General features: G+C 32.1%; 20 protein-coding genes, 1 tRNA gene and 1 pseudogene. 11 read left to right on the forward strand and 11 right to left on the reverse strand.

The genetic code is table 11. The features are described from left to right. Positions 1–138: 138 nt before the first annotated feature. Positions 139–408: pseudogene (locus tag QZ824_RS04855) on the reverse strand (hydroxymethylglutaryl-CoA lyase); the annotation flags it as partial. A gap of 80 nt (positions 409–488) precedes the next feature. Here QZ824_RS04855 and QZ824_RS04860 point away from each other — a divergent pair. Beyond that, a complete protein-coding gene (locus tag QZ824_RS04860; protein ID WP_291274892.1) occupies positions 489–725 on the forward strand; it encodes a YdcH family protein in 237 nt (78 codons plus the stop codon). Between the two features lie 81 nt (positions 726–806). Then, complete coding sequence (locus QZ824_RS04865; protein WP_291274893.1) at positions 807–1283, forward strand: GyrI-like domain-containing protein; 477 nt, start codon at positions 807–809, stop codon at positions 1281–1283. A gap of 21 nt (positions 1284–1304) precedes the next feature. Here QZ824_RS04865 and QZ824_RS04870 read toward each other — a convergent pair whose 3' ends face one another. Next, a complete protein-coding gene (locus QZ824_RS04870) occupies positions 1305–2714 on the reverse strand; it encodes an MBL fold metallo-hydrolase (protein WP_291274894.1) in 1410 nt (469 codons plus the stop codon). A 98-nt stretch (positions 2715–2812) separates the two neighbouring features. Here QZ824_RS04870 and QZ824_RS04875 point away from each other — a divergent pair, with 98 nt between their 5' ends. Then, positions 2813–3250: a hypothetical protein gene (locus tag QZ824_RS04875; RefSeq protein ID WP_291274895.1), complete on the forward strand. Its 438-nt coding sequence runs from the start codon at positions 2813–2815 to the stop codon at positions 3248–3250. 39 nt (positions 3251–3289) lie between these two features. On the opposite strand, the gene QZ824_RS04880 is transcribed toward QZ824_RS04875, so the two are convergent. From QZ824_RS04880 to QZ824_RS04895, 4 genes are all read right to left on the reverse strand, one after another. Beyond that, positions 3290–4831, reverse strand: coding sequence for an acyl-CoA carboxylase subunit beta (locus QZ824_RS04880; RefSeq protein WP_291274896.1), 1542 nt, complete (start codon positions 4829–4831; stop codon positions 3290–3292). A gap of 63 nt (positions 4832–4894) precedes the next feature. After that, a complete protein-coding gene (gene accC / locus QZ824_RS04885) occupies positions 4895–6334 on the reverse strand; it encodes an acetyl-CoA carboxylase biotin carboxylase subunit (RefSeq protein WP_291274897.1) in 1440 nt (479 codons plus the stop codon). Between the two features lies 1 nt (position 6335). Then, the gene (locus tag QZ824_RS04890) at positions 6336–6821 is read right to left on the reverse strand and encodes an acetyl-CoA carboxylase biotin carboxyl carrier protein subunit (RefSeq protein WP_291274898.1); all 486 of its coding nucleotides are present in this window, start codon (positions 6819–6821) and stop codon (positions 6336–6338) included. Between the two features lie 96 nt (positions 6822–6917). Next, positions 6918–9116, reverse strand: a complete 2199-nt coding sequence (locus tag QZ824_RS04895; protein ID WP_291274899.1) for a B12-binding domain-containing radical SAM protein — start codon at positions 9114–9116, stop codon at positions 6918–6920. A gap of 81 nt (positions 9117–9197) precedes the next feature. On the opposite strand from QZ824_RS04895, the gene bshC reads away from it, so the two are divergent. Further along, positions 9198–10781: a bacillithiol biosynthesis cysteine-adding enzyme BshC gene (gene bshC, locus QZ824_RS04900; protein ID WP_291274900.1), complete on the forward strand. Its 1584-nt coding sequence runs from the start codon at positions 9198–9200 to the stop codon at positions 10779–10781. Positions 10782–10857: 76 nt separating this feature from the next. Further along, complete coding sequence (locus tag QZ824_RS04905) at positions 10858–11277, forward strand: nucleoside-diphosphate kinase (RefSeq protein WP_291274901.1); 420 nt, start codon at positions 10858–10860, stop codon at positions 11275–11277. A 62-nt stretch (positions 11278–11339) separates the two neighbouring features. On the opposite strand, the gene QZ824_RS04910 is transcribed toward QZ824_RS04905, so the two are convergent. Beyond that, entirely contained in the window at positions 11340–12818 is a 1479-nt protein-coding gene (locus QZ824_RS04910) for a helix-turn-helix domain-containing protein (protein ID WP_291274902.1), read from the reverse strand. Positions 12819–12999: 181 nt separating this feature from the next. Here QZ824_RS04910 and aceB point away from each other — a divergent pair, with 181 nt between their 5' ends. Further along, positions 13000–14580 (forward strand): malate synthase A, encoded by a 1581-nt coding sequence (aceB, locus tag QZ824_RS04915; RefSeq protein ID WP_291274903.1) that lies wholly within the window; start codon positions 13000–13002, stop codon positions 14578–14580. 81 nt (positions 14581–14661) lie between these two features. Continuing rightward, positions 14662–15939, forward strand: a complete 1278-nt coding sequence (aceA, locus tag QZ824_RS04920) for an isocitrate lyase (protein ID WP_291274904.1) — start codon at positions 14662–14664, stop codon at positions 15937–15939. 124 nt (positions 15940–16063) lie between these two features. Here the strand turns inward: aceA and QZ824_RS04925 are convergent, their stop codons facing one another. The 4 genes from QZ824_RS04925 to QZ824_RS04940 all read right to left on the reverse strand — a co-directional run bounded on the left by QZ824_RS04925 (position 16064) and on the right by QZ824_RS04940 (position 19260). After that, positions 16064–18283 carry a TonB-dependent siderophore receptor gene (locus tag QZ824_RS04925; protein ID WP_291274905.1) on the reverse strand — a complete coding sequence of 740 codons (2220 nt, stop codon included), beginning with the start codon at positions 18281–18283 and terminating at the stop codon, positions 16064–16066. A 94-nt stretch (positions 18284–18377) separates the two neighbouring features. Then, positions 18378–18671, reverse strand: a complete 294-nt coding sequence (locus tag QZ824_RS04930) for a DUF721 domain-containing protein (RefSeq protein ID WP_291274906.1) — start codon at positions 18669–18671, stop codon at positions 18378–18380. A gap of 5 nt (positions 18672–18676) precedes the next feature. Further along, entirely contained in the window at positions 18677–19099 is a 423-nt protein-coding gene (locus tag QZ824_RS04935; RefSeq protein ID WP_291274907.1) for a hypothetical protein, read from the reverse strand. Positions 19100–19185: 86 nt separating this feature from the next. Then, positions 19186–19260: transfer RNA gene (locus QZ824_RS04940), tRNA-Pro, on the reverse strand. A gap of 169 nt (positions 19261–19429) precedes the next feature. Between QZ824_RS04940 and udk the strand changes: the two genes are divergently transcribed. From udk to scpA, 4 genes are all read left to right on the forward strand, one after another. Beyond that, positions 19430–20041 carry a uridine kinase gene (gene udk, locus QZ824_RS04945; RefSeq protein WP_291274908.1) on the forward strand — a complete coding sequence of 204 codons (612 nt, stop codon included), beginning with the start codon at positions 19430–19432 and terminating at the stop codon, positions 20039–20041. Next, positions 20041–20394 carry a septum formation initiator family protein gene (locus tag QZ824_RS04950; RefSeq protein WP_291274909.1) on the forward strand — a complete coding sequence of 118 codons (354 nt, stop codon included), beginning with the start codon at positions 20041–20043 and terminating at the stop codon, positions 20392–20394. Before udk ends, QZ824_RS04950 begins: the two co-directional genes overlap by 1 nt. 93 nt (positions 20395–20487) lie before the next feature. Continuing rightward, on the forward strand, positions 20488–21852 hold the full coding sequence (locus QZ824_RS04955) for a methylmalonyl-CoA mutase subunit beta (protein WP_291274910.1): 1365 nt from the start codon (positions 20488–20490) through the stop codon (positions 21850–21852). Further along, entirely contained in the window at positions 21852–23978 is a 2127-nt protein-coding gene (gene scpA / locus QZ824_RS04960; protein ID WP_291274911.1) for a methylmalonyl-CoA mutase, read from the forward strand. Before QZ824_RS04955 ends, scpA begins: the two co-directional genes overlap by 1 nt. The last annotated feature ends 277 nt before the right edge of the window (positions 23979–24255 follow it).

Below are 24255 nucleotides of genomic sequence, written 5' to 3' on the forward strand. Positions count from 1 at the left end.
TCCTGTAAAAGAAGGACTTTCATTTTCAAGCCCGGTTAATTCCTTAAATTTTTCTTCGTTGAACAGTTTTTCTACTTTCTGGGCAAAAACCGCAGAAGAAAAAACAATCAGTATGGTAACAAAAAGCTTAGTCATACCTCAAAAATGAAAAATATCTTTCGCTTTGTTGTAAGAACTTTCGAAGTTCAGCAGATTCAACTTATGATCCGCTTTTTCTACGCTTATAAAATTGATTACCTGTTCGGTCGGCATATTTCCCACCAGATCATCTTTCGCCATCGGACAGCCTCCGATTCCTTTGATGGCACTGTCGAATCTTGTACATCCCTGATCGTAAGCGGCTTTCAGCTTAGCGTAAGAATCTTCGTAACGGTTATGAAAATGTGCTCCGAAATTTATTTCAGGATATTTTGCTTTATGACAATTATCATATGAATTCGTATTTAAAATGACGAACTTTGAGTATAGAAATTTAAAAACCAGTATATATGATTTCAAAACACATCCTAACTGAAGAGTTTCCAGAATTTGCAGAAAAGATTCATACTTTAAAAATGGAAGATGCTCATTTTAAAAAATTATTTGAAGAATTTGATGCTTTAGATCACGAAATTTACAGAATTGAAAGTGATTCAGAGCCTGCTTCTGACGAAACATTAAATGATTTGAGAGTGAAACGTGTACATCTTAAAGATGGGATATACCAATATCTAGTTTCCAATTAGTTTTATAGTTTAATTTTTTTAAATCCTCGTAAGTATTTGTATTTACGAGGATTTTTTTATATTTGACTAAATGCTATTCAAATGAAATTTGAACTAAAAGAAATCGAAGCCAAAATGCTAATTGGTTATTCCGTAACCATGTCATTGGCTGAAAACAAAACACAAGAAATTTGGAAAAAATTCATGCCAAAACTTAAGGAAATAAAGCATGCTAAAAGTGCTGACTTGTATTCTTTACAAATTTATCCTATGGATTATTACACAAAATTCTCTCCGTTTACATCATTTACAAAATGGGCAGCCATTGAGGTAAAAAATTTTGAAAATTGTCCAACAGATTTTCAACAATTTACATTACCAGCAGGGAAATATGCCGTTTTTTTACACAAGGGAAATACTGAACAATTTATTAAAACTGCCCAATACATTTATGGAGAATGGTTACCAAAATCAGGATTTAAATTAGATGACAGACCTCATTTTGAGTTATTAGGTGATACTTATTTAGGTCATGAACATCCCGACTCAGAAGAAGAAGTCTGGATACCAATTAAATAACAGCTTATTATAAGTAAATAATTACAACATTGTTAAAGGGCAAACATAATCTGTAATAGGCAATAAAGACGTTTCTTTAATTGCTGAAAAGCCACCATTTACTTCCACAAAATACTGAATACCTCTTTGATATAATAAAGACGCAGCTATCATACTCCTATAACCTCCTGCACAATGCAAAACAAAATTGGTTGTTGGAAATTCATGTATTCTTTTATATAATTGATTTAATGGAATATTAATAGCTCCTTGAACGTGTTCTGCATCAAATTCACTTTTTTTACGAACATCTACTATAGGCCAATTAGAATAATGAGAAGTAATCTCAGATGCTTCAATTCTTTTAATAGTTTGTACTGGAAATCCTTCGTTAATCCAAGCCTCAAACCCTCCAGCTAAATAACCAATAGTTCCATCATAACCCACTCTAGACAATCGTATCATACACTCCTCTTCTCTTCCTAATTCAGTTACTAAAACAAATTTCTGGTTAATGTTTTCAATCATCTCTCCTACCCACATGGCAAAATTTCCATCAATTCCTATATTGATACTATTTGGAATGAATCCGTCAGCAAAAACAGCCGCAGAACGAGTATCTAATACTATAACTGAACCATCTTGAATCAAATCTTTAATATCTTTAACTTCAATTGGCTTTTTTCCCTTTGTTAAAACAGATTCTAGACTTTCATATCCTTTTATATTTAGAAGTACATTTTTAGGAAAATACCCTGGCGGTTGAGTTAATCCATTAAGCAATTCACTAACAAATTCTTCCTCAGTCATATTAGCACGTAAAGCGTAGTTTGTTCTTTTTTGATTTCCTAATGTATCTGTTGTTTCTTTACTCATGTTTTTACCACATGCACTTCCTGCTCCATGATTAGGATACACTATTAAATCGTCTGACAAAGGCATTATTTTAGTTCGCAGTGAATGATATAACATTTTGGCAAGCTTATCTTCTGTTAAATCAGCAACAACGTGTTGAGCCAGATCGGGTCTACCTACATCACCAATGAATAAAGTATCTCCTGAAATAATACCGTGCTCTTTACCCAACTCATCAATGAGTAAATAAGTTGTACTTTCTAAAGTATGTCCAGGTGTATGAATAGCTTTTACTCTGCAATTCCCTACCCAAAACTCCTGACCGTCTTCGGCAATTAGAGCTTCAAATTGAGGTTTTGCTGTAGGACCATATACAATGATAGCTCCTGTCTTTTTTGCTAAATCTAAGTGTCCGGAAACAAAATCAGCATGAAAATGCGTTTCGAAAACATATTTTATTGTTGCATGATTATTTACAGCTTTTGCTATATAATCGTCTACTTCTCTCAAGGGATCAAAAATAGCTGCCTCGCCATTAGATTCTAAATAATAAGCAGCATGAGCCATGCAATTGGTATATATCTGTTCGATTTTCATTTTCCTGACATTTGAAAGCGAAATTACACGTAAATTGGATTAAAGAAAATGATATTTGTCATACCATAATTTTCCTTTTTTAAAAAAAATTATTTTATTTGACAATTCAACCTCAAATTATGATGAAAAACCGAATACTCCTATTCTTCTTACTAATAATATTTTACAGCTTTGGTCAATCCAAAACAAATGTTTCTATTTATACCTGTGCGAATAAAATTCAAGTCAATCAACCACATCTATTGTTAAATACTGGATATGATTATGAAGAAGAAGATTTAGATTTAGTTACTTTAATTACTGATCAAATTATTAAGGATAATCCAGGTAAAGAAGGATATGAAGTGTTTTTTGCAGATCGAAACGAATCTAAGATAGTTGTACTAATTATAGGCATTCACCAACTAAAACAAATAGATAAAACAACATGTGATTTGTTTTCTAATAGCAATATTAAATGGCCTCCTTACAGTACAATTTTGTATTTTGATGATACACCAAAAAATAACTTCATTGTAGCCTTGAGCAAAAAATAAGAGCCACCAATGGTGGCTCTTAAAATAAAATATACTATTTTACAAAGGAATATTTCCGTGTTTACGTTTTGGTGTATCTACTACTTTGTTTTCTAGGATACTAAACGCTTTAAGTAATTTTCTACGAGTCTCTTTTGGCAAAATTACCTCATCAATAAATCCTCGTTGTGCTGCAGTATAAGGATTAGCAAATAAATCAGCATATTCTTTTTCTTTCTCTGCTAATTTTGCTAAAGGATCCACCGCTTCACTAATCTCTTTTTTGAAAATAATTTCAGAAGCTCCTTTTGCACCCATAACAGCAATTTCTGCACTTGGCCAAGCAAAATTAAAATCAGCGCCAATATGTTTAGAGTTCATCACATCATAAGCTCCTCCGTATGCTTTTCTTGTAATCACTGTAACTCTTGGTACTGTTGCTTCACTAAATGCATATAACAATTTTGCACCATGAGTGATAATTCCATTCCATTCTTGATCCGTTCCTGGTAAAAATCCTGGCACATCCTCTAACACTAATAAAGGAATATTAAAGCAATCACAAAAACGTACAAAACGAGCTGCTTTCAATGAACTATTTACATCTAAGCAACCTGCTAACACCATAGGCTGATTGGCAACGATACCAATACTTCTTCCTCCTAAACGAGCAAAACCAACAATGATATTTTCAGCATAATTTTTATGAATTTCAAAGAAAGATTCTTCATCTATAATTCCTTTGATAACATCATGCATATCATAAGGCTTATTAGCATTATCTGGAACAATAGAAGTCAATTGTTCACGAATTTCATCTCCTAATTCGACCTCTACCTTTGGTGTTGTTTCTCGATTATTTTGAGGAATATAGCTTAATAATCGTTTGATATCTTCCAAGCATTCAATTCCATTTGCAGAAGTGATATGACAAACTCCTGATTTTGAAGCATGAGTCATTGCTCCTCCTAATTCTTCTGAAGTAACCTCCTCATTAGTTACTGTTTTTACTACATTAGGTCCAGTAACAAACATATAACTGTTATTTTCTACCATCATAGTAAAATCAGTCATCGCAGGAGAATAAACAGCTCCACCAGCACATGGTCCCATAATTGCTGAAATTTGTGGGATTACACCAGAAGCTTGCACATTTCTGTAAAAAATATCGGCATACCCTCCTAAAGAACGAACTCCTTCTTGAATACGCGCACCCCCTGAATCATTTAATCCAATCATAGGAACGCCACTTTTTAAGGCCATATCCATTACTTTACAAATTTTCTCTGCATGTGTTTCAGATAATGAACCACCAAAAACAGTAAAATCTTGTGCAAAGATATAAATTGGACGACCATTAATAGTTCCGTAACCTGTAACTACACCGTCACCATAAATAACTTCTTTTTCCATTCCGAAATCGGTAGTACGATGTGTAACCAACATTCCAATTTCTTCAAAAGAACCTTCATCTAATAAATATTCAATTCGCTCTCTTGCTGTTAAACGCTTTTTTGCATGAAGCGCTTCAATTCGTTTTGTGCCACCACCTAACTTGGCTAAGGCAATTTTATCTTCTAATATTTTTATTTTTTGTTCCATTTTCGACTGAGAATTATGAGATTAGCATTTAGAATTTACCGAAACGTATATGCGCTTATTCATTTAGTTAGGTAATCTTAGCATTTTTTTATCTACTAAATATTGCTCTAATGCTACCAAAGCAGCAATTTCTGCTTCCTTATCAAACTGTGCTTTTAATTTTTCGCTATCGTAATATTTTTTCACAAAATTGGTATCGAAATTTCCTGAACGAAATGCTTCGTGTTCCATCACAAATGTGCCAAAAGGTAATGTTGTACTTACGCCTTCAACTTTATATTGTGCAATAGCTTCAATCATCAATTCGATAGCTTCCTCGCGTGTTTTTCCATAAGTAATTAGTTTTGCTAACATCGGATCGTAATAAATAGGCACATCCATACCTTGTTCAAAACCATTATCTACACGAATGCCTTCTCCAACAGGAATTTGGTACACATCTAGATGTCCGACACTAGGCAAAAAGTCGTTTAATGGATCTTCCGCATACACACGCAATTCCATGGCATGTCCTTTTATTTCTAAATCTTCTTGCTTAATTGGTAAGGCTTCACCTCTAGCTACTCGAATTTGCATTTCAACTAAATCGATACCCGTAATCATTTCTGTAACAGGATGTTCCACTTGTAAACGCGTATTCATTTCTAAAAAATAAAAGTTCTTATTCTCATCCAATAAAAACTCTACAGTTCCAGCTCCCAAATAATCACACGATTGCGCCACTCGAACGGCAGCTTCTCCCATCGCTTTACGAATAGCTGGAGTTAAAACTGATGATGGTGCCTCTTCAACTACTTTTTGATGACGTCTCTGTATACTACATTCTCTTTCGAATAAGTATAAAATATTTCCATGACTGTCAGCCATTACTTGAATTTCAATATGACGAGGCGATCCTACATATTTTTCAATAAAAACTGAACCATCGCCAAATGCATTTGTAGCTTCAGAAATAGCACGTTGCATTTGAGCTTCAAAATCAGCTTCTTTCTCAACAATACGCATTCCCTTACCTCCACCTCCAGCTGAAGCTTTGATTAAAATAGGAAAACCAATTTCTTTTGCTACTTGCTTTGCTTTTTCAACATCGGTTATGGCTTCATCTAATCCAGGTACCATAGGAATATCAAATGCTTTAACAGCTTCTTTTGCTGCCAACTTACTTCCCATAACTTTCATAGCATGAGATTTTGGCCCGATAAATGTAATATTATTTTTCTCTGCCAATTCTGAAAAATCTGCATTCTCACTTAAGAATCCATAACCAGGATGTATTCCATCTACCCCTAGCTCTTTACAAACTTCGATAATTTTATTTCCTAATAAATAAGATTGATTAGATGGTGCTTCACCAATACAAACGGCTTCATCAGCAAATTTAACGTGTGGAGAATTTCTATCAACAGTAGAATAAACGGCAACTGTTTTAATTCCCATTTTTTTTGCAGTTTTCATTACACGAAGTGCAATTTCACCTCTATTTGCAACTAATATTTTTTTCATGCTATTCAAATTCAATTAATAACTGTCCTTTTTCAACGGCATTTCCTTTTTCAATAGATACACTTTTAATTACACCTGCACGAGGAGAAAATAACGTGTTTTCCATTTTCATAGCTTCAAGAATTAACAATGTATCATTTTCTTGAACCTCTTGTCCTACTTGAACTGCAACTTCTAAAATTAAACCAGGCATTGGTGCTTTTATAGCATTAACAACTTTTCCTGCTCCTAAGGAAATTCCCATTTCCTTAATCAAAGAATCTAATGGAGTAGCAATATCTACTTGATATGTATTCCCATTCACTTTTACAGTATATTTTCTTGAATTGAAATCAGTAGTAATCAGTTCTGCCTGAAAAGCTTTATGCTTATTAAGAATGTGAAAATGATTTTCTTGAATACTAACAGCATCTAATTTTTCTAAATCCTGTTCAGTAAATTCAAAAGATGTGCTTTTATTCACTGAAAGTTTATAAGTTTTACTCATAATTTTAAAAATTTGGTCGTAAAAATAAGCAAAAGAAAACGTTTTCGGAACGCAAAAAAATAAAAATGTGGTAGTTTGGTATAGTTAAAAAATAAATTAAAGTGATAGTAAACCTATTGCTCTAAGTTGAATCATGTACTTGCTGTACCAAAACAATTCAAAATCTTCAAAAAAACGTTCGAAATCTGTTTTTAACTCCGAAAATGTAGTTAATTTAGGATTTGTCAAGGTTAATTCTTCTAATTTTTCAAGCAACCATTCTCCTTTTTCCTTTTCAAAATGACAGGAAACTGTTAGAGTTTTAGAATAAAAAACGAGTTCAAGCATTTCCCAAGAATTGCCTTTTTTAGTTTTAACATAAGATTTGACTGAAGGACTTGAGCCTATCCATACAATTTTTGATGCTGGTTTAGTACTGAATTTTGAGTCTTGCTGAATAACTGTTTCTATAAAATTAAATGGAATTTTAGTTTTCGGAATTTTAAAATCAAACCACTCTTGTAATTCAAAATCAAAACCTATTCCATGCATATAATTAAATAATGATTTTTTTAATCCAAAACTAAATTTATCGTGGTCAATGCCTGTTTTATCTTTAAACTGAACATCATTGTTTGCAAATGAGATTTCTTTGTAGTTTGGAACAACCCCAAATTCATCTGGATTCATACCAACAGGACTATGCGCCGTCATAGCAAATTGATGCCAAAAACCACTTTGGACAATTCCTAACTCAAATAATTGACGTACCATTTCGAGTGCATCAACAGTTTCTTGAACCGTTTGTGTGGGATAGCCATACATCAAATAAGCATGAACCATAATACCACTTTCAGTGAAATTTTTAGTTACATTAGCCACTTGTTCTACAGTAACTCCCTTTTTTATCAATGCTAATAATCGATCAGATGCAACTTCTAATCCTCCTGAAACCGCTATACAACCGGATAATTTCAACAACATACATAAATCAGCTGTAAAACTTTTTTCAAAACGAATATTCGTCCACCATGTAACTATTAATTTTCTTCGAAGAATTTCTAAAGCTACTTCTCTCATAAGCACAGGTGGAGCTGCTTCATCAACAAAATGAAAACCTGTTTCTCCCGTTTGCTGAATTAATGCTTCCATTCTATCTACTAGAATTTTAGCATGAATGGGTTCATAAACCTTAATATAATCTAATGAAATGTCACAAAATGTACACTTTCCCCAATAACAACCATGTGCCATTGTTAATTTATTCCAACGACCATCACTCCATAAACTATGCATTGGATTGGCCACTTCAATTACAGAAATATATTGATCCAATAATAAATCCGAATAATCTGGTGTACCAACTTTACTTTGCTTGTAATCAACTTGAATAGCATCATTTTGGTAAATCAATTGATTTTCCTTAATTAAAAAAGTTCGTTTTAAAGGCAAATTTGGATTATTAGATTGTGTGTAATAATAAAGAAGCTCTAGAGGTAATTCTCCGTCATCAAGGGTTATAAAATCAAAAAACTCAAAAACACGAATATCTTTCAAATCTCTTAACTCAGTATTAGGGAACCCGCCTCCCATTGCAATCTTTATCGTTGGAAATCTATTTTTAATGTATTGAGCACAACGAAAAGCACTATATAAATTACCTGGAAACGGAACCGAAAAACAAACCAATTGCGGTTCAACTAATTGAATTTTGTCTTCAAGAATTTGTAACGTAATTCGATCTATAAAAGTAGGAGTCTTTTGGAGATAAGTATACAATTCATTAAAAGAATTAGCACTTCTACCCAAACGCTCCGCATAACGACTAAATCCAAAATTTTCATCTATACATTCCACTATAAAGTCTGACAAATCTTCTAAATATAATGTTGCCAAATGTTTAGCTTTATCTTGCATTCCCATAGTACCAAAAGCCCAATTAACAGCTTCTTCATCTTCATGAAAATTTGCAAATCTAGATGCTTCAGGTAAAAAACCACTAGTTACAATTTGTCTAGCTAACGAAGGATTCTTACCTTGTAGAAAAGTAATTACAGCATCTATAGTAGTAATATATTCTCCTTTCAAACTAAAAATTCGACAGGCATTTTCTGAAAGAGATTCACTCGAATCAATTTGATTAAAAATAGAAAGTAACCCTTCTCTTGAAAATAAAGCTAAAATTACATCAATACCCAAATCCATTTGAGTACTTTCAATATTTTTAGTGTTGAAAAAACCTTTTAAATAAGCTGTTGCTGGATAAGGTGTATTCAATTGTGTAAAGGGAGGCGTTATGAGAAGTATGGGTTTCAAAACAATGAAATTTAGTTAAGCAAAAGTAAAATAATTTAACTCAATATTAAAATTCCGTATTTTTACCAAAAAAATTGATCTATGCCAAGTGACTGTATCTCTTTTCAAGAATCGGGTTATTTTTCAAAATTAATCGTGGATTATCTTAATCAAGAACCTCGTTTAAAAGATTTATACACATCCTTTCCTAGTCCTGATAATTATTTATCACAACTTCATATTAAGCAAAAAAAGTATTCAAATGAAAGCAGAAAAGTACTTTTTGAGGCGGTTAAAAAGCAATACGAATCAATTGCAGTATCTTCAGCCACAGAAGCTAATATAAATCAGTTACTCAATGAAAAAACATTTACTATTACAACAGGACATCAGTTAAATATTTTTACAGGTCCACTTTATTTTATATATAAAATTATATCTACAATTATAACTACTCAAAAATTAAAAAAATCCTATCCAACGTTTAATTTTGTCCCTGTTTATTGGATGGCCACAGAGGATCATGACTTTGACGAAATCAATCATTTTAATCTAAATGATAAGAAAATAAAATGGGATATAACTTCAAATGGGCCTGTAGGAAGACTCTCTACAAATGGTTTAGAAGTAGTATTTGAAGAGTTTAAAAAAGAAATCGGTATAGGAAATAGTGCGGATTACTTGATTGAATTATTTCAAAATGCTTATTTAAAGCATTCAAATTTGGCGGCAGCAACACGATATTTAACCAATGAATTATTTAAAGCATATGGATTAGTTATTATCGATGCAGATGACAAAAAATTAAAAAAAATATTCAGTCCTTACATTAAAGATGAGATTTTAAACCAAAAATCCTTTTTAAATGTAAATAAAAGCAATTCTGCATTAAAAGATTATTTTATACAAGTAAATCCTAGACCTATAAATTTATTTTATATTGAAGATGAATTACGAGAAAGAATTGTTCAAGAAGGTGATACTTATAAAGTTTTAAACACTACAATTCAATTCAATCAAGAAGAAATTCTAAAAGAAATTGAAAACCACCCAGAAAAATTTAGTCCTAATGTAATTCTAAGACCTTTATATCAAGAAATAATTTTACCAAATTTAGGCTACATTGGAGGTGGAGGAGAAATAGCATATTGGTTGCAATTAAAGTCTAACTTTGATTCACATAACATTCCTTTTCCCATTTTGCAATTAAGAAATTCAGCCTTGATCGTTTCAAAAAAACAAGTTAATAAAATAAAAAAACTAGATCTTTCTTGGCAAGAACTTTTCATGAATAAACAACTTTTACTTGATAAAAAGACAAAAGAACTATCGCAAATTAATTTTGATTTTTCTAAACAAATTTCATTTTTGGAGGAACAATTTAAGTCTCTCGAAAAAATAGCATTACAAACAGACTCTTCGTTCATTGGAGCTGTTAAAGCACAAGAAGCTAAACAAATAAAAGGATTAAAGAAATTAGAAAAAAGATTACTGAAAGCAGAAAAAAGAAAGTATAAAGATTATTTGACTCGAGTTGAGAATATTCAAAATGAATTATTCCCAAATGGCAGTTTACAAGAACGAATAGCCAACTTTGCTACCTTTTTTGACTCTGATTTTTTAAACCATTTTTTTAAAGAGTTTGATCCATTTGCTAATAATTTCACAATAATTAAAATGAATTAATTAGCCATTAAGAATTATTTTTTGAGACAACTTGTATAACGAAATATAAGTAGTACATTTGCAAAAAAATAAAAAAATGGCAAGTAACAGAACTTTTACAATGATTAAACCAGATGCTGTTGAAAAAGGACACATCGGTGGAATTTTAAACATGATTACTGAAGGTGGTTTCAGAATCGTAGCGATGAAATTAACACAATTAACTGTAGCTGATGCTCAAAAATTCTATGCTGTACACAGTGAAAGACCTTTTTTTGGTGAATTAGTTGAATTCATGACTAGAGGTCCAATTGTTGCTGCTATCTTAGAAAAAGAAAATGCAGTTGAAGATTTCAGAACTTTAATTGGTGCTACAAACCCAGCTGACGCTGCTGAAGGAACTATTCGTAAAAAATATGCTACGTCAATTGGTGAAAATGCAGTTCATGGATCTGATTCAGATGAAAATGCAGCTATTGAAGGTGCTTTCCATTTTGCAGGAAGAGAACAATTCTAATATATAATTTATTTTAGACTACAAAATAAAACCCGATTTGACTTCAAATCGGGTTTCTTATTTTATTTGTATTGTTCCATTATACCTTTTACTACCTCATCTGTTTGCGCAAAACGTTGTTTCTTTTCTAAATTTCTTGGAGGTGATACTCGAACCTCACAATCTAAAATAGAACATGACTCACAAGTAACTCCCACTTGCTTTACTGGTATCGACTCATCATGTAAAAACTGTATTCTGCTAAGAGAATGAGACGAAATCATAACCCCCAAAGCAACACTTCGATAATAACCGTTTCTAAAAGGATCCTTAGTGGCAGAAGACATTACAAAATACTTATTATCAGTATGACTATAAGATGAAATTTGATAAGCAAATAATTTATCTTCTTCAGCTGTAGGCAATTGATTTAACGTTTTTATAGAAACCCATCTTCTACAATAATGCTCATTCTGCTCATTAGCATGCGGCTCTAATAAATTCGTTATATGCAGCTCTTTAGTCAATTGAAAATCACCTCTTTCAGGCTTATAACTAAATCGTAAAAAGAATAAATTTTTCAAATTAAAATCCTTAGGCAAAATATTAGTTAATCGCTGATAAAATGTTTCAGGAGAATCCGTAAACTCTTCAATCAAACTATTAAATTGAATAGCATCAAAAGTTTTATTATCAAAAAAAACTTTTAACGCTTTTACTAAACGCTTTCTTGGAATCAATAATGCACCCGCAAAATAGGATGCAACGAAATTATTTAATACCTGATCAAAACCTTCAAATTTAATCCATGAAAAAGTATATAATCTGTCAGTAATTTGCAAATAGTTATAAGCAATCTCCTTGGCATAAATAAATAAACGCTGTGAAGTATCAGCTTCTGAAGATACTAATAATGTTTTTGAAGTAGGAACAAAAACAGAACGTAAATTGTTCAACTCCTTATGCTTTGTAAGCTCTTCATTTTCTATAACATAACCATACTCCTCAGTTAAAATTTCTTCTAAATCTTGAACTTCAATTTTCTTATCTAAATCAATAGAATAAGCTTTAGCAAACTGTTCAACTTGATTTTCAATTTCTTCAAAATAATTATTATTTGCTTCTTGATAGGAACGCAAAGCTGCCAAAAAGAAACTCTCTCGTGTTAAATTATAATGCTTAGCAATTTCAAAAAGAGTACTAATAAAAGCATTTACTTTTAATGGTGCTTCTGCAATAATATCTATTAGATCACTCTCTTTAATACCAAAAATATCTAACGGAATTTCTTTTAAAATTCTTGATTGTAAAATTTCTCCAATTGGAGCTAAATTTTTATCTAATTTTAAAGAAACTAACTGGTCATAAGAAGTTTCTAACGCATCTGCTAAAACTACTATTTTATCTCTCTTAGGGTATTTTTTACCTTTCTCAATTTCATTTAAATAAGACTTGGAAAGCCCTGTCACCTTAGCAAGACCAAATAAAGACAAGTTCTTTTCTGTTCGTACTTGTTTTAATTTTAATCCAAATATCAATCGAATATATTCTTCTTCAATCATCTTTTAAAGCATTTACTCTAAAACAAAAAAAACATATTTCCCTTGTTTTACACTGAATTACAAATATAACACATTTTTGCGAAACATCTTTTTTAATTTTTTTTTAATTTTTTGCGAACGTTCGCTTGTTTTGTATTTTTTAATTTTATAATATTGTACTCAGAAACATAAACTTTTTTTTATGAAAACTACAACAACACAACTTGTTATCAAAAATCAAAATAAGTTTACATCAATCATAACTGATGATGCAATGGCATTTTTAACTGCCTTACATCTTCAATTTGATGAATCAAGACTTCAATTATTAGAAAAAAGGATAATACAACAAGCAAAATTTGATAAAGGTGAAAAGCCACAATTCCCTAAAGAAACCGCTTCAATTAGAAATGAAAATTGGACAGCTGCACCTATACCAGAAATCCTTTTAGATAGAAGAGTTGAAATTACTGGTCCTGTTGATCGAAAAATGGTTATTAATGCCTTAAATTCTGGTGCAAAAATTTTTATGGCAGACTTTGAAGATAGTTGCGCACCTAGCTGGAATAATCTTATGGAAGGACAAGAAAATCTAAAAGATGCAGTAAATAAAACCATTCAACTAGAACAAAATGGAAAAAAATACCAATTAAACACTGAAACCGCTACTTTATTAGTTCGCCCAAGAGGATTACATCTAAATGATAAAAACATCGAAATTAACGAAACACAAATCTCAGGAGCACTTTTAGATTTTGGGCTATATTTTTTCCATAACACTTCTACTTTATTAGCTCAGGGATTAGCACCATTTTTCTACTTACCAAAATTAGAGCACTATGAAGAAGCACGCTGGTGGAATGATGTATTTGTCTTTGCTCAAAACTATTTTAATATACCTATCGGTACAATTAAGGCAACCGTTTTAATAGAAACTATTACCGCTAGTTTTCAATTAGACGAAATCATATTTGAATTAAAAGAACACATCGCTGGACTAAATTGTGGTCGTTGGGATTATATTTTTTCATACATTAAAAAATTAAAAAATCATCCAGATTTCCTAGTTCCTGATCGTGATCAAATAACAATGACCAGTCCGTTTATGCTTGCATATTCTTTACGTGTTATTCAAACTTGTCACAAAAGAAACATATTAGCTATAGGCGGTATGGCCGCTCAAATCCCAATAAAAGATAATGAACAAGACAATGAATTAGCTTTTGATAAAGTAAAAACAGACAAAGAAAGAGAAGTTAAAAATGGTCATGACGGAACATGGGTTGCCCATCCTGCGTTAGTACCCTTAGCTTTAGAAATTTTCAATGAAAATATGCCAACCAAAAACCAAATACACATCAAACGTAATGATATTCAAATCAATGAAGATGAATTACTTGAATTACCTAAAGGAACTATAACTGAGGTAGGAGTTAGAAAAAATATAAACGTTGGCATTCTTTATATTGAATCTTGGTTAATGGGAGTTGGAGCAGCTGCATTATACCATTTAATGGAAGATGCAGCTACAGCTGAAATTTCTAGAGCACAACTATGGCTATGGTTAAAAAAACAGGCAAAAACAAACTCTGGAATAGAAATAACTAAAGAGCTATACCAACAGTTTATAGTTGAAGAATTAGAAAAAATTAAAATCTATGTAGGCGTAGAGCGATTTGAGAAAGGCAAATTTGAACTAGCAAGCATCTTATTTAGAAACATGATTGAAAGTAATGAACTAGATGATTTTTTAACCTTAAAAGCATACGAATACTTAGATTAAAGAAAAACTGCCGAATGCTGCAACATTCGACAGCTCATTTTAAAATAATTATTTACATAACTATTAAAGCAATACAAAAGTATGAAAACACAAGAAAGAATTCAAGCATTAATTACAGATTGGACAACAAATTCAAGATGGAAAGGAATTGAAAGACCTTACACCGCAGAAAAAGTAATAGAATTACAAGGTTCATATGAAATAGAATATTCTATTGCAAAAAGAGGAGCCGAAATTTTATGGCATAAATTAAATAATCAAGATTGGGTTGCAGGTTTAGGTGCATTAACTGGAAATCAAGCTATTCAGGAAGTAGAAGCAGGTTTAGAAGCTATTTATTTAAGCGGATGGCAAGTAGCTGCAGATGCTAATTTAGCCGGAGAAATGTATCCGGATCAATCATTATATCCTGCTAATAGTGTACCTCAAGTAGTTAAGCGTATCAATAACGCTTTATTACGTGCGGACCAAATACAATCTGTTAATAAAGTTGAACCTAAAAAAGATTACTTAGTACCTATTGTTGCAGATGCCGAAGCAGGATTTGGAGGAAATCTAAATGCCTTTGAATTAATGAAAGGGATGATTGAAGCTGGAGCAGCAGGTGTGCATTTTGAAGATCAATTGTCATCAGCAAAAAAATGCGGTCATTTAGGAGGAAAAGTATTAGTTCCCACCCAAGAAGCAATTAATAAATTAATTGCAGCACGTTTAGCAGCAGATACCATGGGAGTTCCAACAATTATTGTTGCTAGAACTGACGCCGATGCAGCTAATCTTCTAACAAGTGACATTGATGATCGTGACAAAGAATTTGTAACAGGAGAACGTTCTCCAGAAGGATTTTTTTATGTAAAGGCTGGCTTAGAACAAGGAATTTCAAGAGGATTATCATATGCTCCTTATGCAGATTTAATTTGGCTAGAAACTTCAACTCCAGATTTAGAAGAAGCTAGAAAATTTGCAGAAGCAATTCATGCTCAATATCCAGGAAAATTATTAGCTTACAATTGCTCACCATCATTCAATTGGGCCGCAAAATTATCTGTAGAACAAATGGAAACATTTCGTGAAGATATAGCTAAAATGGGGTATAAATTCCAATTCATCACTTTGGCTGGTTTTCATGCATTAAATACTTCTATGTTTGAATTAGCTTTAGCTTATAAAAGAAAAGGAATGGCTGGATATTCTGAATTGCAGCAAAAAGAATTTGCTCTTCAAGCTGAAGGATTCCGAGCAGTTAAACATCAAAATTTTGTAGGCACTACTTACTTTGATGAAGTGCAAAACACTGTTACTGCAGGTTTAGCTTCTACTGTAGCAATGAAAGACTCTACAGAAACAGCACAGTTTTAAAAAAAAATAATCGTTGATTATAATTTAGTTTGTTTGTATTGAAAAGCCGCTAAGGAAATTTTCCAAAGCGGCTTTTTCTTTATAACTATAAAATTAAAATTCAAGATACAAGACTATTCATGCATTAAAATTTATACTTCAATGTAGTCATAAATTGTCTAGGTGCAATAGGATTAATACTGTAATTTTCATGTACGGTATAATTCAATTCATTCGTAATATTAGATACTTTACATAAGATTGAAAATTGTTTCCATTCATATCCCAATGAAGTGTCAAAAGTAGTATAACTTCGTACTGGAATTTCTCTATCTCTAATTACTAAATTTCCTGACACTAATTGATAGTCATTATTCCACCCACCTATTCTATCTCCTACATGACTTCCCATTGCTCCTATTGAAAAACCTTTGAAGAAACCATTTTGAACCGTATAAAAGAAACTTAAGTTAGCCGTTACATAAGGAGTTCTAGCAACTCGATCTCCTTCAACAAAATTTCCTGGTTTTGCTTCCACATCAGTAAATCTCATATCATTGTAACTATATCCTGCATTAATATTCAAGCCTTTTATAGGTTGAGCTATTACATCAAATTCTATACCTTTACTTGTTGTCTCACCAGATAAAACTTTGAAAGCTGAATTATTATTTAAATTTCCATTAGCATCGTATAATGCGGTTTGTGCTAAATTACTATTTATAATTTGATAAATTGTTATATTAGTTGTCAATTTATTATTAAAAAATCCTTTTTTCAATCCAACCTCAAATTGATCAATGATCGATGCTTCTAAAACATTTCCATAAACATCTGTGGCTGTATTTGGTGAAAATGAAGTTGAATAGCTTGCAAATATAGAGGTGTTTTGAATTGGTTGATACACTAACCCTATTTTTGGTGTAAACGCCTTATTAATTAGTGTTTCACCTTCAGACATTGTTCCTTCATAAGGATTACCCTCTCCAGTTACTTCATTGTAAGTTGTGGCTTGTGATTCTTGCCAAGACCAGCGTAATCCTGTCAATACCTTAAATTGAGAAGATAAACTAATCAAATCCTGAAAATAAACCCCAAACCTTGAAGCCTTAGTTTCTACAATTCGAGTATTTCTAGGTGCAGCATAATCATGATCATTCTCATATGTAGATGAATTGTAAATATTTGCTGTATCATAAGCTACTGATGTACTACCAGTTCCAAAAACATAAGTATAAGCATCTGTATAAGATTGATCTAAATCTAACCCAACAGATAACTGATGTTTAATTTGCCATGTTTGAAACTCTCCTTGTAAATTAAATTGCTGACCTAAAATTGTCTCTAAATTATTATTTTTTCCTAATGGTCTTGTAAAACTTCCATCTGCATTAATAGTTAAACGTTCAGTGCCTTCAGAAAATCTTCTAAAATCTTGAAATGAAAAATTAGAATTAAATTTCCAAGTATCGTTAAATTTATGATTAACTTGAGCAGTAATAGTTGATTGATTAGTTAATCCATTTGACCATCTTGCACCCAAATAAGTACTTCTTGGAATAGCTAAAAAAACATTTTTACCTATAGCACCAGTACCAAAATCAGGAGTCCAATTATCATTTAAATAATCTCCTTGCAATAATACATTGGTCCGCTTTGAAACCTTAAATAAGATTGATGGATTAATGTAAAAACGTTCACGAGTAACCACATCTCTAAAACTTTCAGAATTTTCATAAGAAGTAACCATTCTATAAGCGATGAACTTGTTAAGTGGTCCATAAAAATCCAACACTGGTTTATAATAATTATAACTCCCAATTTGAGTAGAAAAGCTCCCTCCAAATTTAAACTGAGGGGCTTTAGTTACTAAATTTAAGATTCCACCAGGTGCCACATTTCCGAAAAGTAATGCAGATCCGCCTTTTAAATATTCTACTTGATCTAATGATGATACTTCTGGCATAGAACCTGCATTTACTCTGAAACCATTTTTAAAAATATTATTAGCAGACATATCATACCCTCTTGAAAAAAAGGATTCTTGTGCTCCACCACGAGCAGAACTAACATAAACACCATTAGCATTTTTCACTACATCACTCAAACGAATTGCTTGTTGTTGTTCAATGATTTTATCATCAATCACTTGTAATCCTTGAGGTAAGTCAATGGCTTTAACACCAGTTTTTCCTAGAGCCACTGTTTTTCCTTGAAGTGTAGTTTGTATTAAAATAGGCTCAATAACTTTAGCTTTTTTTACCGTATCATGAACTGTGAAAGTACTTTCATCAAAACGATCTGACTCATTTTGTGCAAATGCAGAAACAGAAAGAAGAGGTAAAACAATTTGTAATATTTTCATTTTATTTAGACTGATTTAAAATTATGATGCAAATTTATAATCCGTCTAAACAAAAAACAAATTTATTTAGATTAAATTTAAATAATATTTTATACTATCTGAAAATCAAGTCTTTAACTAAGTCTTTTCCTAATTCTTGATTAAACAAATCGATAATTTTCTGCTTACCTAATAGCAATTCTTGCTTTAAAACAGCCGAATTTAAAGCCACATAAAGTGTGTTACGATGAAAATCTATTTGAGTTGTATAATTAGCTATTGTTGGTCCCATTAATGAAACCCATAATTCTTTTACTTGAACTTCATTAAGACCTTTTTCGAGATTGGATGTCTTAATAAATTCTTTCATAACATCACTAATTGAATAATCATCATTAAAGCGCTTCATACCTTCTATTTTATCTGTTTTGAAAGAGGAACAAATCTTTTATAATGATAAACGGTCTTATTTTGATGCTCTAAAACTAATTTATCCTTTGAAATGAATTCAATTTCTTCAATCCAAGTTGCATAATTTGTTTTTGCTTTAAGGTAATAAGTACGATTACTATCAATAATTTGAACGGATTCATTCAAATTACTATTTAGAAAAGTTCCGTCTAATTGAGGTTTAACCTTAGTTCTAATTCCTTTATCATTAGTTAACTCAAATTTATCAATAACATCATTAACTTGATAGACCTTTTTATTCCCATCTGGAAACACAACTTCCTCAATTTCCCAATAACCATTAATTTTTTTTAAATCGTCGGGCTTAGGCTTTGAATGACAAGAAGCTAATAATAAAACGAATAAATAGAAACCGTATTTTTTCATAAATGTAAGATAACTGAAAGGTAAAGATACAAACTAATGAGACATAAAATGAAAAAAGGAGACTCTTTAAAAGAAATCTCCTTTTGTCGGGGTGGCAGGATTCGAACCTGCGACCTCCTGGTCCCAAACCAGGCGCGATGACCGGGCTACGCTACACCCCGTATTTGTGGGTGCAAATATAGAACTTAATTTAAACATACAAAATTTATTTTAACTTTTTTTACAGCTATATCAATTTGGCAAATCAAAACGTATTTTTTCAATTCATTACATCATTTCACTCCGATATAATTTCTATATTTGCTTTTTAAATTTACAACACCATATTTTATGCTTATTATTGGAATTGCTGGAGGTACCGGAAGTGGAAAAACAACTGTAGTTCACCAAATTATGAATGAACTTCCGTTAACTGAAGTAGGGATTATATCTCAAGATTCTTATTACAAAGAAACACACGACTTAAGCTATGAAGAACGTTCGAAAATCAATTTTGATCACCCTCGCGCTATTGACTTTGATTTATTAGTTCAACATCTAAAAGACTTAAAAGAAGGAAAAGAAATTGACCAACCAGTATATTCTTTTGTTCAACACAACAGAACCGGAGATACCATTCATACTTTACCAAGAAAGGTTATGATTGTTGAAGGCATCTTAATTTTAACCAATCCAGAATTAAGAGAAATGTTTGATATAAAAATTTATGTACATGCTGATTCTGACGAAAGACTAATTCGTCGATTACGAAGAGATATTGCAGAAAGAGGTCGAGATATGGAAGAGGTTTTAAATCGATATCAAAATACTTTAAAACCTATGCATGAGCAATTTATTGAACCTACAAAAGCATATGCAGATATCATCATTCCTAATGACAAATACAATACTGTAGCAATTGATGTAGTTAGAGCTGTAATTAACCAAAGAATTGATAATTAATGTTTAAACGTTTACAAGTACTTTTCCTAAAATTTCCTATTCTGAGATTTCTCGGAAATAAGTACTATGTAATTTTACTCATTTTTATCATTTGGATGTTGTTTTTAGATAATTATTCTTATTTAGAACATCGTGTACTTAACAAACAAATAGACGAATTAGAAAATAACAAAGAATATTACCAATCTGAAATAGCCAAAGACAGTCTAAAAATTCAACAGTTACAAAATGGAAATATGATTGAAAAATATGCCCGCGAAAAATATTTTATGAAAAAAGACAGCGAGGATATTTATATCATAGAATACGAAGAAGACAAAGAAAAAGATAGTATACTAGAAGCAGACAAGTAGTTCTCTAAACACAAACAGTACTGCAGTTCGCTCTACATGGTGCCACTACCATCGGAGCTATACTTGACTTAAACGGATAAAAACACTTCAATCATGAGTGAAAAAAAATTATTTTCAGAATTTGAACCTGTTTCCTCAAAACAATGGAAACAGCAAATTCAATTTGAGCTTAAAGGCGCTGATTACAACGAAACACTTGTATGGGAATCACCAGAAGGCATTAAAGTTAAACCGTTTTATCATAGTGATGAGTTTGATTATTCAATTGCCAACCAATTTTCAACACCACCTTTTCAAATCGTTCAAAAAATATTTGTGCACGAAGTACATCTTTCGAACAAAAAAGCCTTGGATGCCTTAAATCGAGGTGCCGAAAGTATTTATTTTACCATTGAAAATGACCAAATTGATTGCAAAGAGTTAATAAAAGGGTTACCTTCTAAAAATGTAACGTATTATTTTAATTTACCTTTTTTATCAATAGAGTATTGTAATAAATTAAATGAATGCATTACAGCAAATGGCTTACATTCGAAACTGCTTATAGATCCTATCGGCCATTTAGCTAAAGAAGGAAATTGGTACTTTAACTTAGAAAACGATTTTGATGCTTTAAATTTATTGTCTTCAAAAGATATTGAACCTTTTTTAAACATTAATTCGACTACTTATCAAAACGCTGGTGCAACTATTGTTCAGCAAATTGCCTACACTCTAGCACATACAAATGAATACTTTAATCGAATTTTAAGTATCAACCAACCAATTACTATTGAGGTTGCTGTCGGTACTAACTATTTCTTTGAAATCGCAAAAATTAGAGCTATTCGATTATTATTCAAAACATTAGCAAAAGAATACAATCATTCTTTCGACTGTCATATTCTTGCCTCACCTAGTAAACGAAACAAAACATTGTATGATTATAATGTAAACATGTTACGCACAACAACCGAATGCATGTCGGCAATTTTGGGTGGTGCAGATGCAATTTCTAACTTAGCTTATGACGCTATTTACCATAAAGACAATGAGTTTGGAGATCGTATTTCTAGAAACCAATTGTTAATACTCAAACATGAAAGTTATTTCGATAAAGTAGGTAATTCAGCTGACGGCGCTTATTTTATAGAAACACTTACGCAGCAATTAGCAGAAAAAGCTCTAGAGTTATTTAAAGATATTGAAGCAAACGATGGTTTAATTACACAATTAATTGAAGGCACTATCCAACGAAAAATTAATGAAAGTGCTGAAAAGGAACAAGAACTTTTCGATACAGGAAAAGAAGTTTTATTAGGAACCAACAAGTATCCAAACAAAAACGACCAAATGAAAAACGACTTGGAATTGTATCCATTTGTGAAACAAAATCCAAGAAAAACGCTAATCACTCCGATTATTGAGAAAAGATTAGCTGAAAAATTAGAACAAGAACGATTATCTCAAGAGCAATAATCATGAGAAAAGATATACAACATTTAAAATTAGAAGTTGAAATTCAGAAAACAGAAATTTCTGAAAAACAAGACTTCACTACTGCAGAAGGAATTGAAGTAAAACCAATGTATTCTAAAGAAGATATTTCAAATTTAGAACACCTTGGTTTTGGTGCGGGCTTTGCACCTAATTTGCGCGGACCATATTCAACTATGTACGTTCGTCGCCCTTGGACTATCCGCCAATATGCGGGATTTTCAACTGCAGAAGAAAGTAATGCTTTCTATAGAAGAAATTTAGCTGCTGGACAAAAAGGATTATCAGTTGCTTTCGATTTAGCGACACACCGAGGTTACGACTCGGATCACGAACGTGTTGTAGGTGACGTTGGAAAAGCTGGAGTTGCTATTGATTCGGTTGAAGATATGAAAGTCTTATTCGATCAAATTCCACTAGATGAAATGTCGGTTTCTATGACAATGAATGGTGCCGTTTTACCTATAATGGCTTTCTATATAGTAGCAGCAGAAGAACAAGGCGTTACTCCCAACTTATTATCAGGAACGATTCAAAATGACATTTTGAAGGAATTCATGGTGCGAAATACCTACATTTATCCACCAACGCCTTCGATGAAAATCATTGCAGATATTTTTGAATACACAAGTAAAAATATGCCAAAATTCAACTCGATTTCGATATCGGGTTACCACATGCAAGAAGCAGGAGCTACGGCTGATATAGAATTAGCATACACTTTAGCTGATGGTTTGGAGTATATCCGAACTGGTTTAGCAGCAGGAATGGATATTGACACCTTTGCTCCTCGCCTTTCATTTTTCTGGGCTATTGGAATGAATCATTTTATGGAAATTGCTAAAATGCGTGCTGGCCGTATGCTTTGGGCAAAATTGTTAAAACAGTTCAATCCAAAAGATGAAAAATCATTGGCATTACGTACGCATTGTCAAACTTCGGGTTGGAGTTTAACAGAGCAAGATCCTTTTAACAACGTAGCTCGAACTACGATTGAAGCAGCCGCAGCAGCCTTTGGAGGAACTCAATCATTACACACGAATGCTTTGGACGAAGCAATTGCATTACCAACCGATTTCTCGGCACGAATTGCTCGTAATACCCAAATTTTTTTACAAGAAGAAACCAAAATCTGCAAAACGGTTGATCCTTGGGCTGGAAGTTATTATGTAGAAAGTTTAACTGCAGAAATTGCTGAAAAAGCTTGGGCTTTAATCGAAGAAGTCGAAGAATTAGGTGGTATGACTAAAGCCATTGAAGCGGGTATTCCAAAATTACGCATAGAGGAAGCTGCTGCTCGTAAGCAGGCACGTATTGACAGTGGACAAGATATTATCGTTGGAGTAAATAAATACCGCTTAGAAAAAGAAGATCCATTACATATATTAGAAGTAGATAATCAAACCGTTCGTAAACAACAAATAGAACGTTTAGATCAAATCAAGTCTACGCGTAATAATGCAAAAGTAGCAGAATGTTTAGCAAAATTAACCGAAAGCGCTAAAAATGGTGGTGAAAATTTACTATCTTTAGCAGTAGAAGCAGCACGAAACAGAGCTACATTAGGTGAAATTAGTGATGCTTTAGAAGTAGTTTTCGGAAGATATAAAGCACAAATTAGAAGTTTTAGCGGCGTGTATAGTAAAGAAATTAAAAACGATGAAAGTTTTGAAAAAGCAAAACAATTAGCCGATGCTTTCGCGAAGAAAGAAGGGCGTCGTCCTCGTATTATGATTGCGAAAATGGGACAAGACGGTCACGATCGTGGTGCGAAAGTAGTAGCAACAGGTTATGCCGACGTAGGTTTTGACGTAGACATTGGTCCTTTGTTCCAAACGCCACAAGAAGCTGCCAAACAAGCAGTGGAAAACGATGTACACATTTTAGGCGTTTCTTCATTAGCCGCTGGGCATAAAACATTGGTTCCTCAAGTAATTGAAGAATTAAAGAATTATGGAAGAGAAGATATTATGGTAATAGTAGGCGGTGTTATTCCCGCGCAAGATTATCAATATTTATTTGACGCTGGAGCCGTTGCTGTCTTTGGCCCTGGAACTAAGATTAGCGATGCGGCAATAACAATTTTAGAAGTTTTGATGGAAGAGTGATTAAATCAATAATTAACAAAATAAAAGCTGATAAATTATTTTATCAGCTTTTTTAGTTTGCTATATATAATAATTATACTTTAAAAAACTATTTCTTCTCCTTTACAAAAGAGTCGATATAAAAAAAGGATTTTAGCAAAATACTAAAATCCTTTTTATTTGTGTCAATCAAAGCTTTTTATCTCTTTAATGAAAAATGTGCTTTAAATTGTTTTTGTTGTTCGTTTTCTATATAATCAACCGAGAACCAATAATCCGTTGAAGGTAAGTCTTGTCC

This window comes from Flavobacterium sp. (genome assembly GCF_021151785.1).
Classification (GTDB): domain Bacteria; phylum Bacteroidota; class Bacteroidia; order Flavobacteriales; family Flavobacteriaceae; genus Flavobacterium.

Excerpts from the sequence above, each read along its gene's own strand:
- QZ824_RS04860 (WP_291274892.1), top strand. The coding sequence starts at position 489 with ATGATTTCAAAACACATCCTAACTGAAGAGTTTCCAGAATTTGCAGAA.
- QZ824_RS04865 (WP_291274893.1), top strand. The coding sequence starts at position 807 with ATGAAATTTGAACTAAAAGAAATCGAAGCCAAAATGCTAATTGGTTAT.
- QZ824_RS04870 (WP_291274894.1), bottom strand. The coding sequence starts at position 2,714 with ATGAAAATCGAACAGATATATACCAATTGCATGGCTCATGCTGCTTAT.
- QZ824_RS04880 (WP_291274896.1), bottom strand. The coding sequence starts at position 4,831 with ATGGAACAAAAAATAAAAATATTAGAAGATAAAATTGCCTTAGCCAAG.
- accC (WP_291274897.1), bottom strand. The coding sequence starts at position 6,334 with ATGAAAAAAATATTAGTTGCAAATAGAGGTGAAATTGCACTTCGTGTA.
- QZ824_RS04890 (WP_291274898.1), bottom strand. The coding sequence starts at position 6,821 with ATGAGTAAAACTTATAAACTTTCAGTGAATAAAAGCACATCTTTTGAA.
- bshC (WP_291274900.1), top strand. The coding sequence starts at position 9,198 with ATGCCAAGTGACTGTATCTCTTTTCAAGAATCGGGTTATTTTTCAAAA.
- QZ824_RS04905 (WP_291274901.1), top strand. The coding sequence starts at position 10,858 with ATGGCAAGTAACAGAACTTTTACAATGATTAAACCAGATGCTGTTGAA.
- QZ824_RS04910 (WP_291274902.1), bottom strand. The coding sequence starts at position 12,818 with ATGATTGAAGAAGAATATATTCGATTGATATTTGGATTAAAATTAAAA.
- aceB (WP_291274903.1), top strand. The coding sequence starts at position 13,000 with ATGAAAACTACAACAACACAACTTGTTATCAAAAATCAAAATAAGTTT.
- aceA (WP_291274904.1), top strand. The coding sequence starts at position 14,662 with ATGAAAACACAAGAAAGAATTCAAGCATTAATTACAGATTGGACAACA.
- QZ824_RS04925 (WP_291274905.1), bottom strand. The coding sequence starts at position 18,283 with ATGAAAATATTACAAATTGTTTTACCTCTTCTTTCTGTTTCTGCATTT.
- QZ824_RS04930 (WP_291274906.1), bottom strand. The coding sequence starts at position 18,671 with ATGAAGCGCTTTAATGATGATTATTCAATTAGTGATGTTATGAAAGAA.
- QZ824_RS04935 (WP_291274907.1), bottom strand. The coding sequence starts at position 19,099 with ATGAAAAAATACGGTTTCTATTTATTCGTTTTATTATTAGCTTCTTGT.
- udk (WP_291274908.1), top strand. The coding sequence starts at position 19,430 with ATGCTTATTATTGGAATTGCTGGAGGTACCGGAAGTGGAAAAACAACT.
- QZ824_RS04950 (WP_291274909.1), top strand. The coding sequence starts at position 20,041 with ATGTTTAAACGTTTACAAGTACTTTTCCTAAAATTTCCTATTCTGAGA.
- QZ824_RS04955 (WP_291274910.1), top strand. The coding sequence starts at position 20,488 with ATGAGTGAAAAAAAATTATTTTCAGAATTTGAACCTGTTTCCTCAAAA.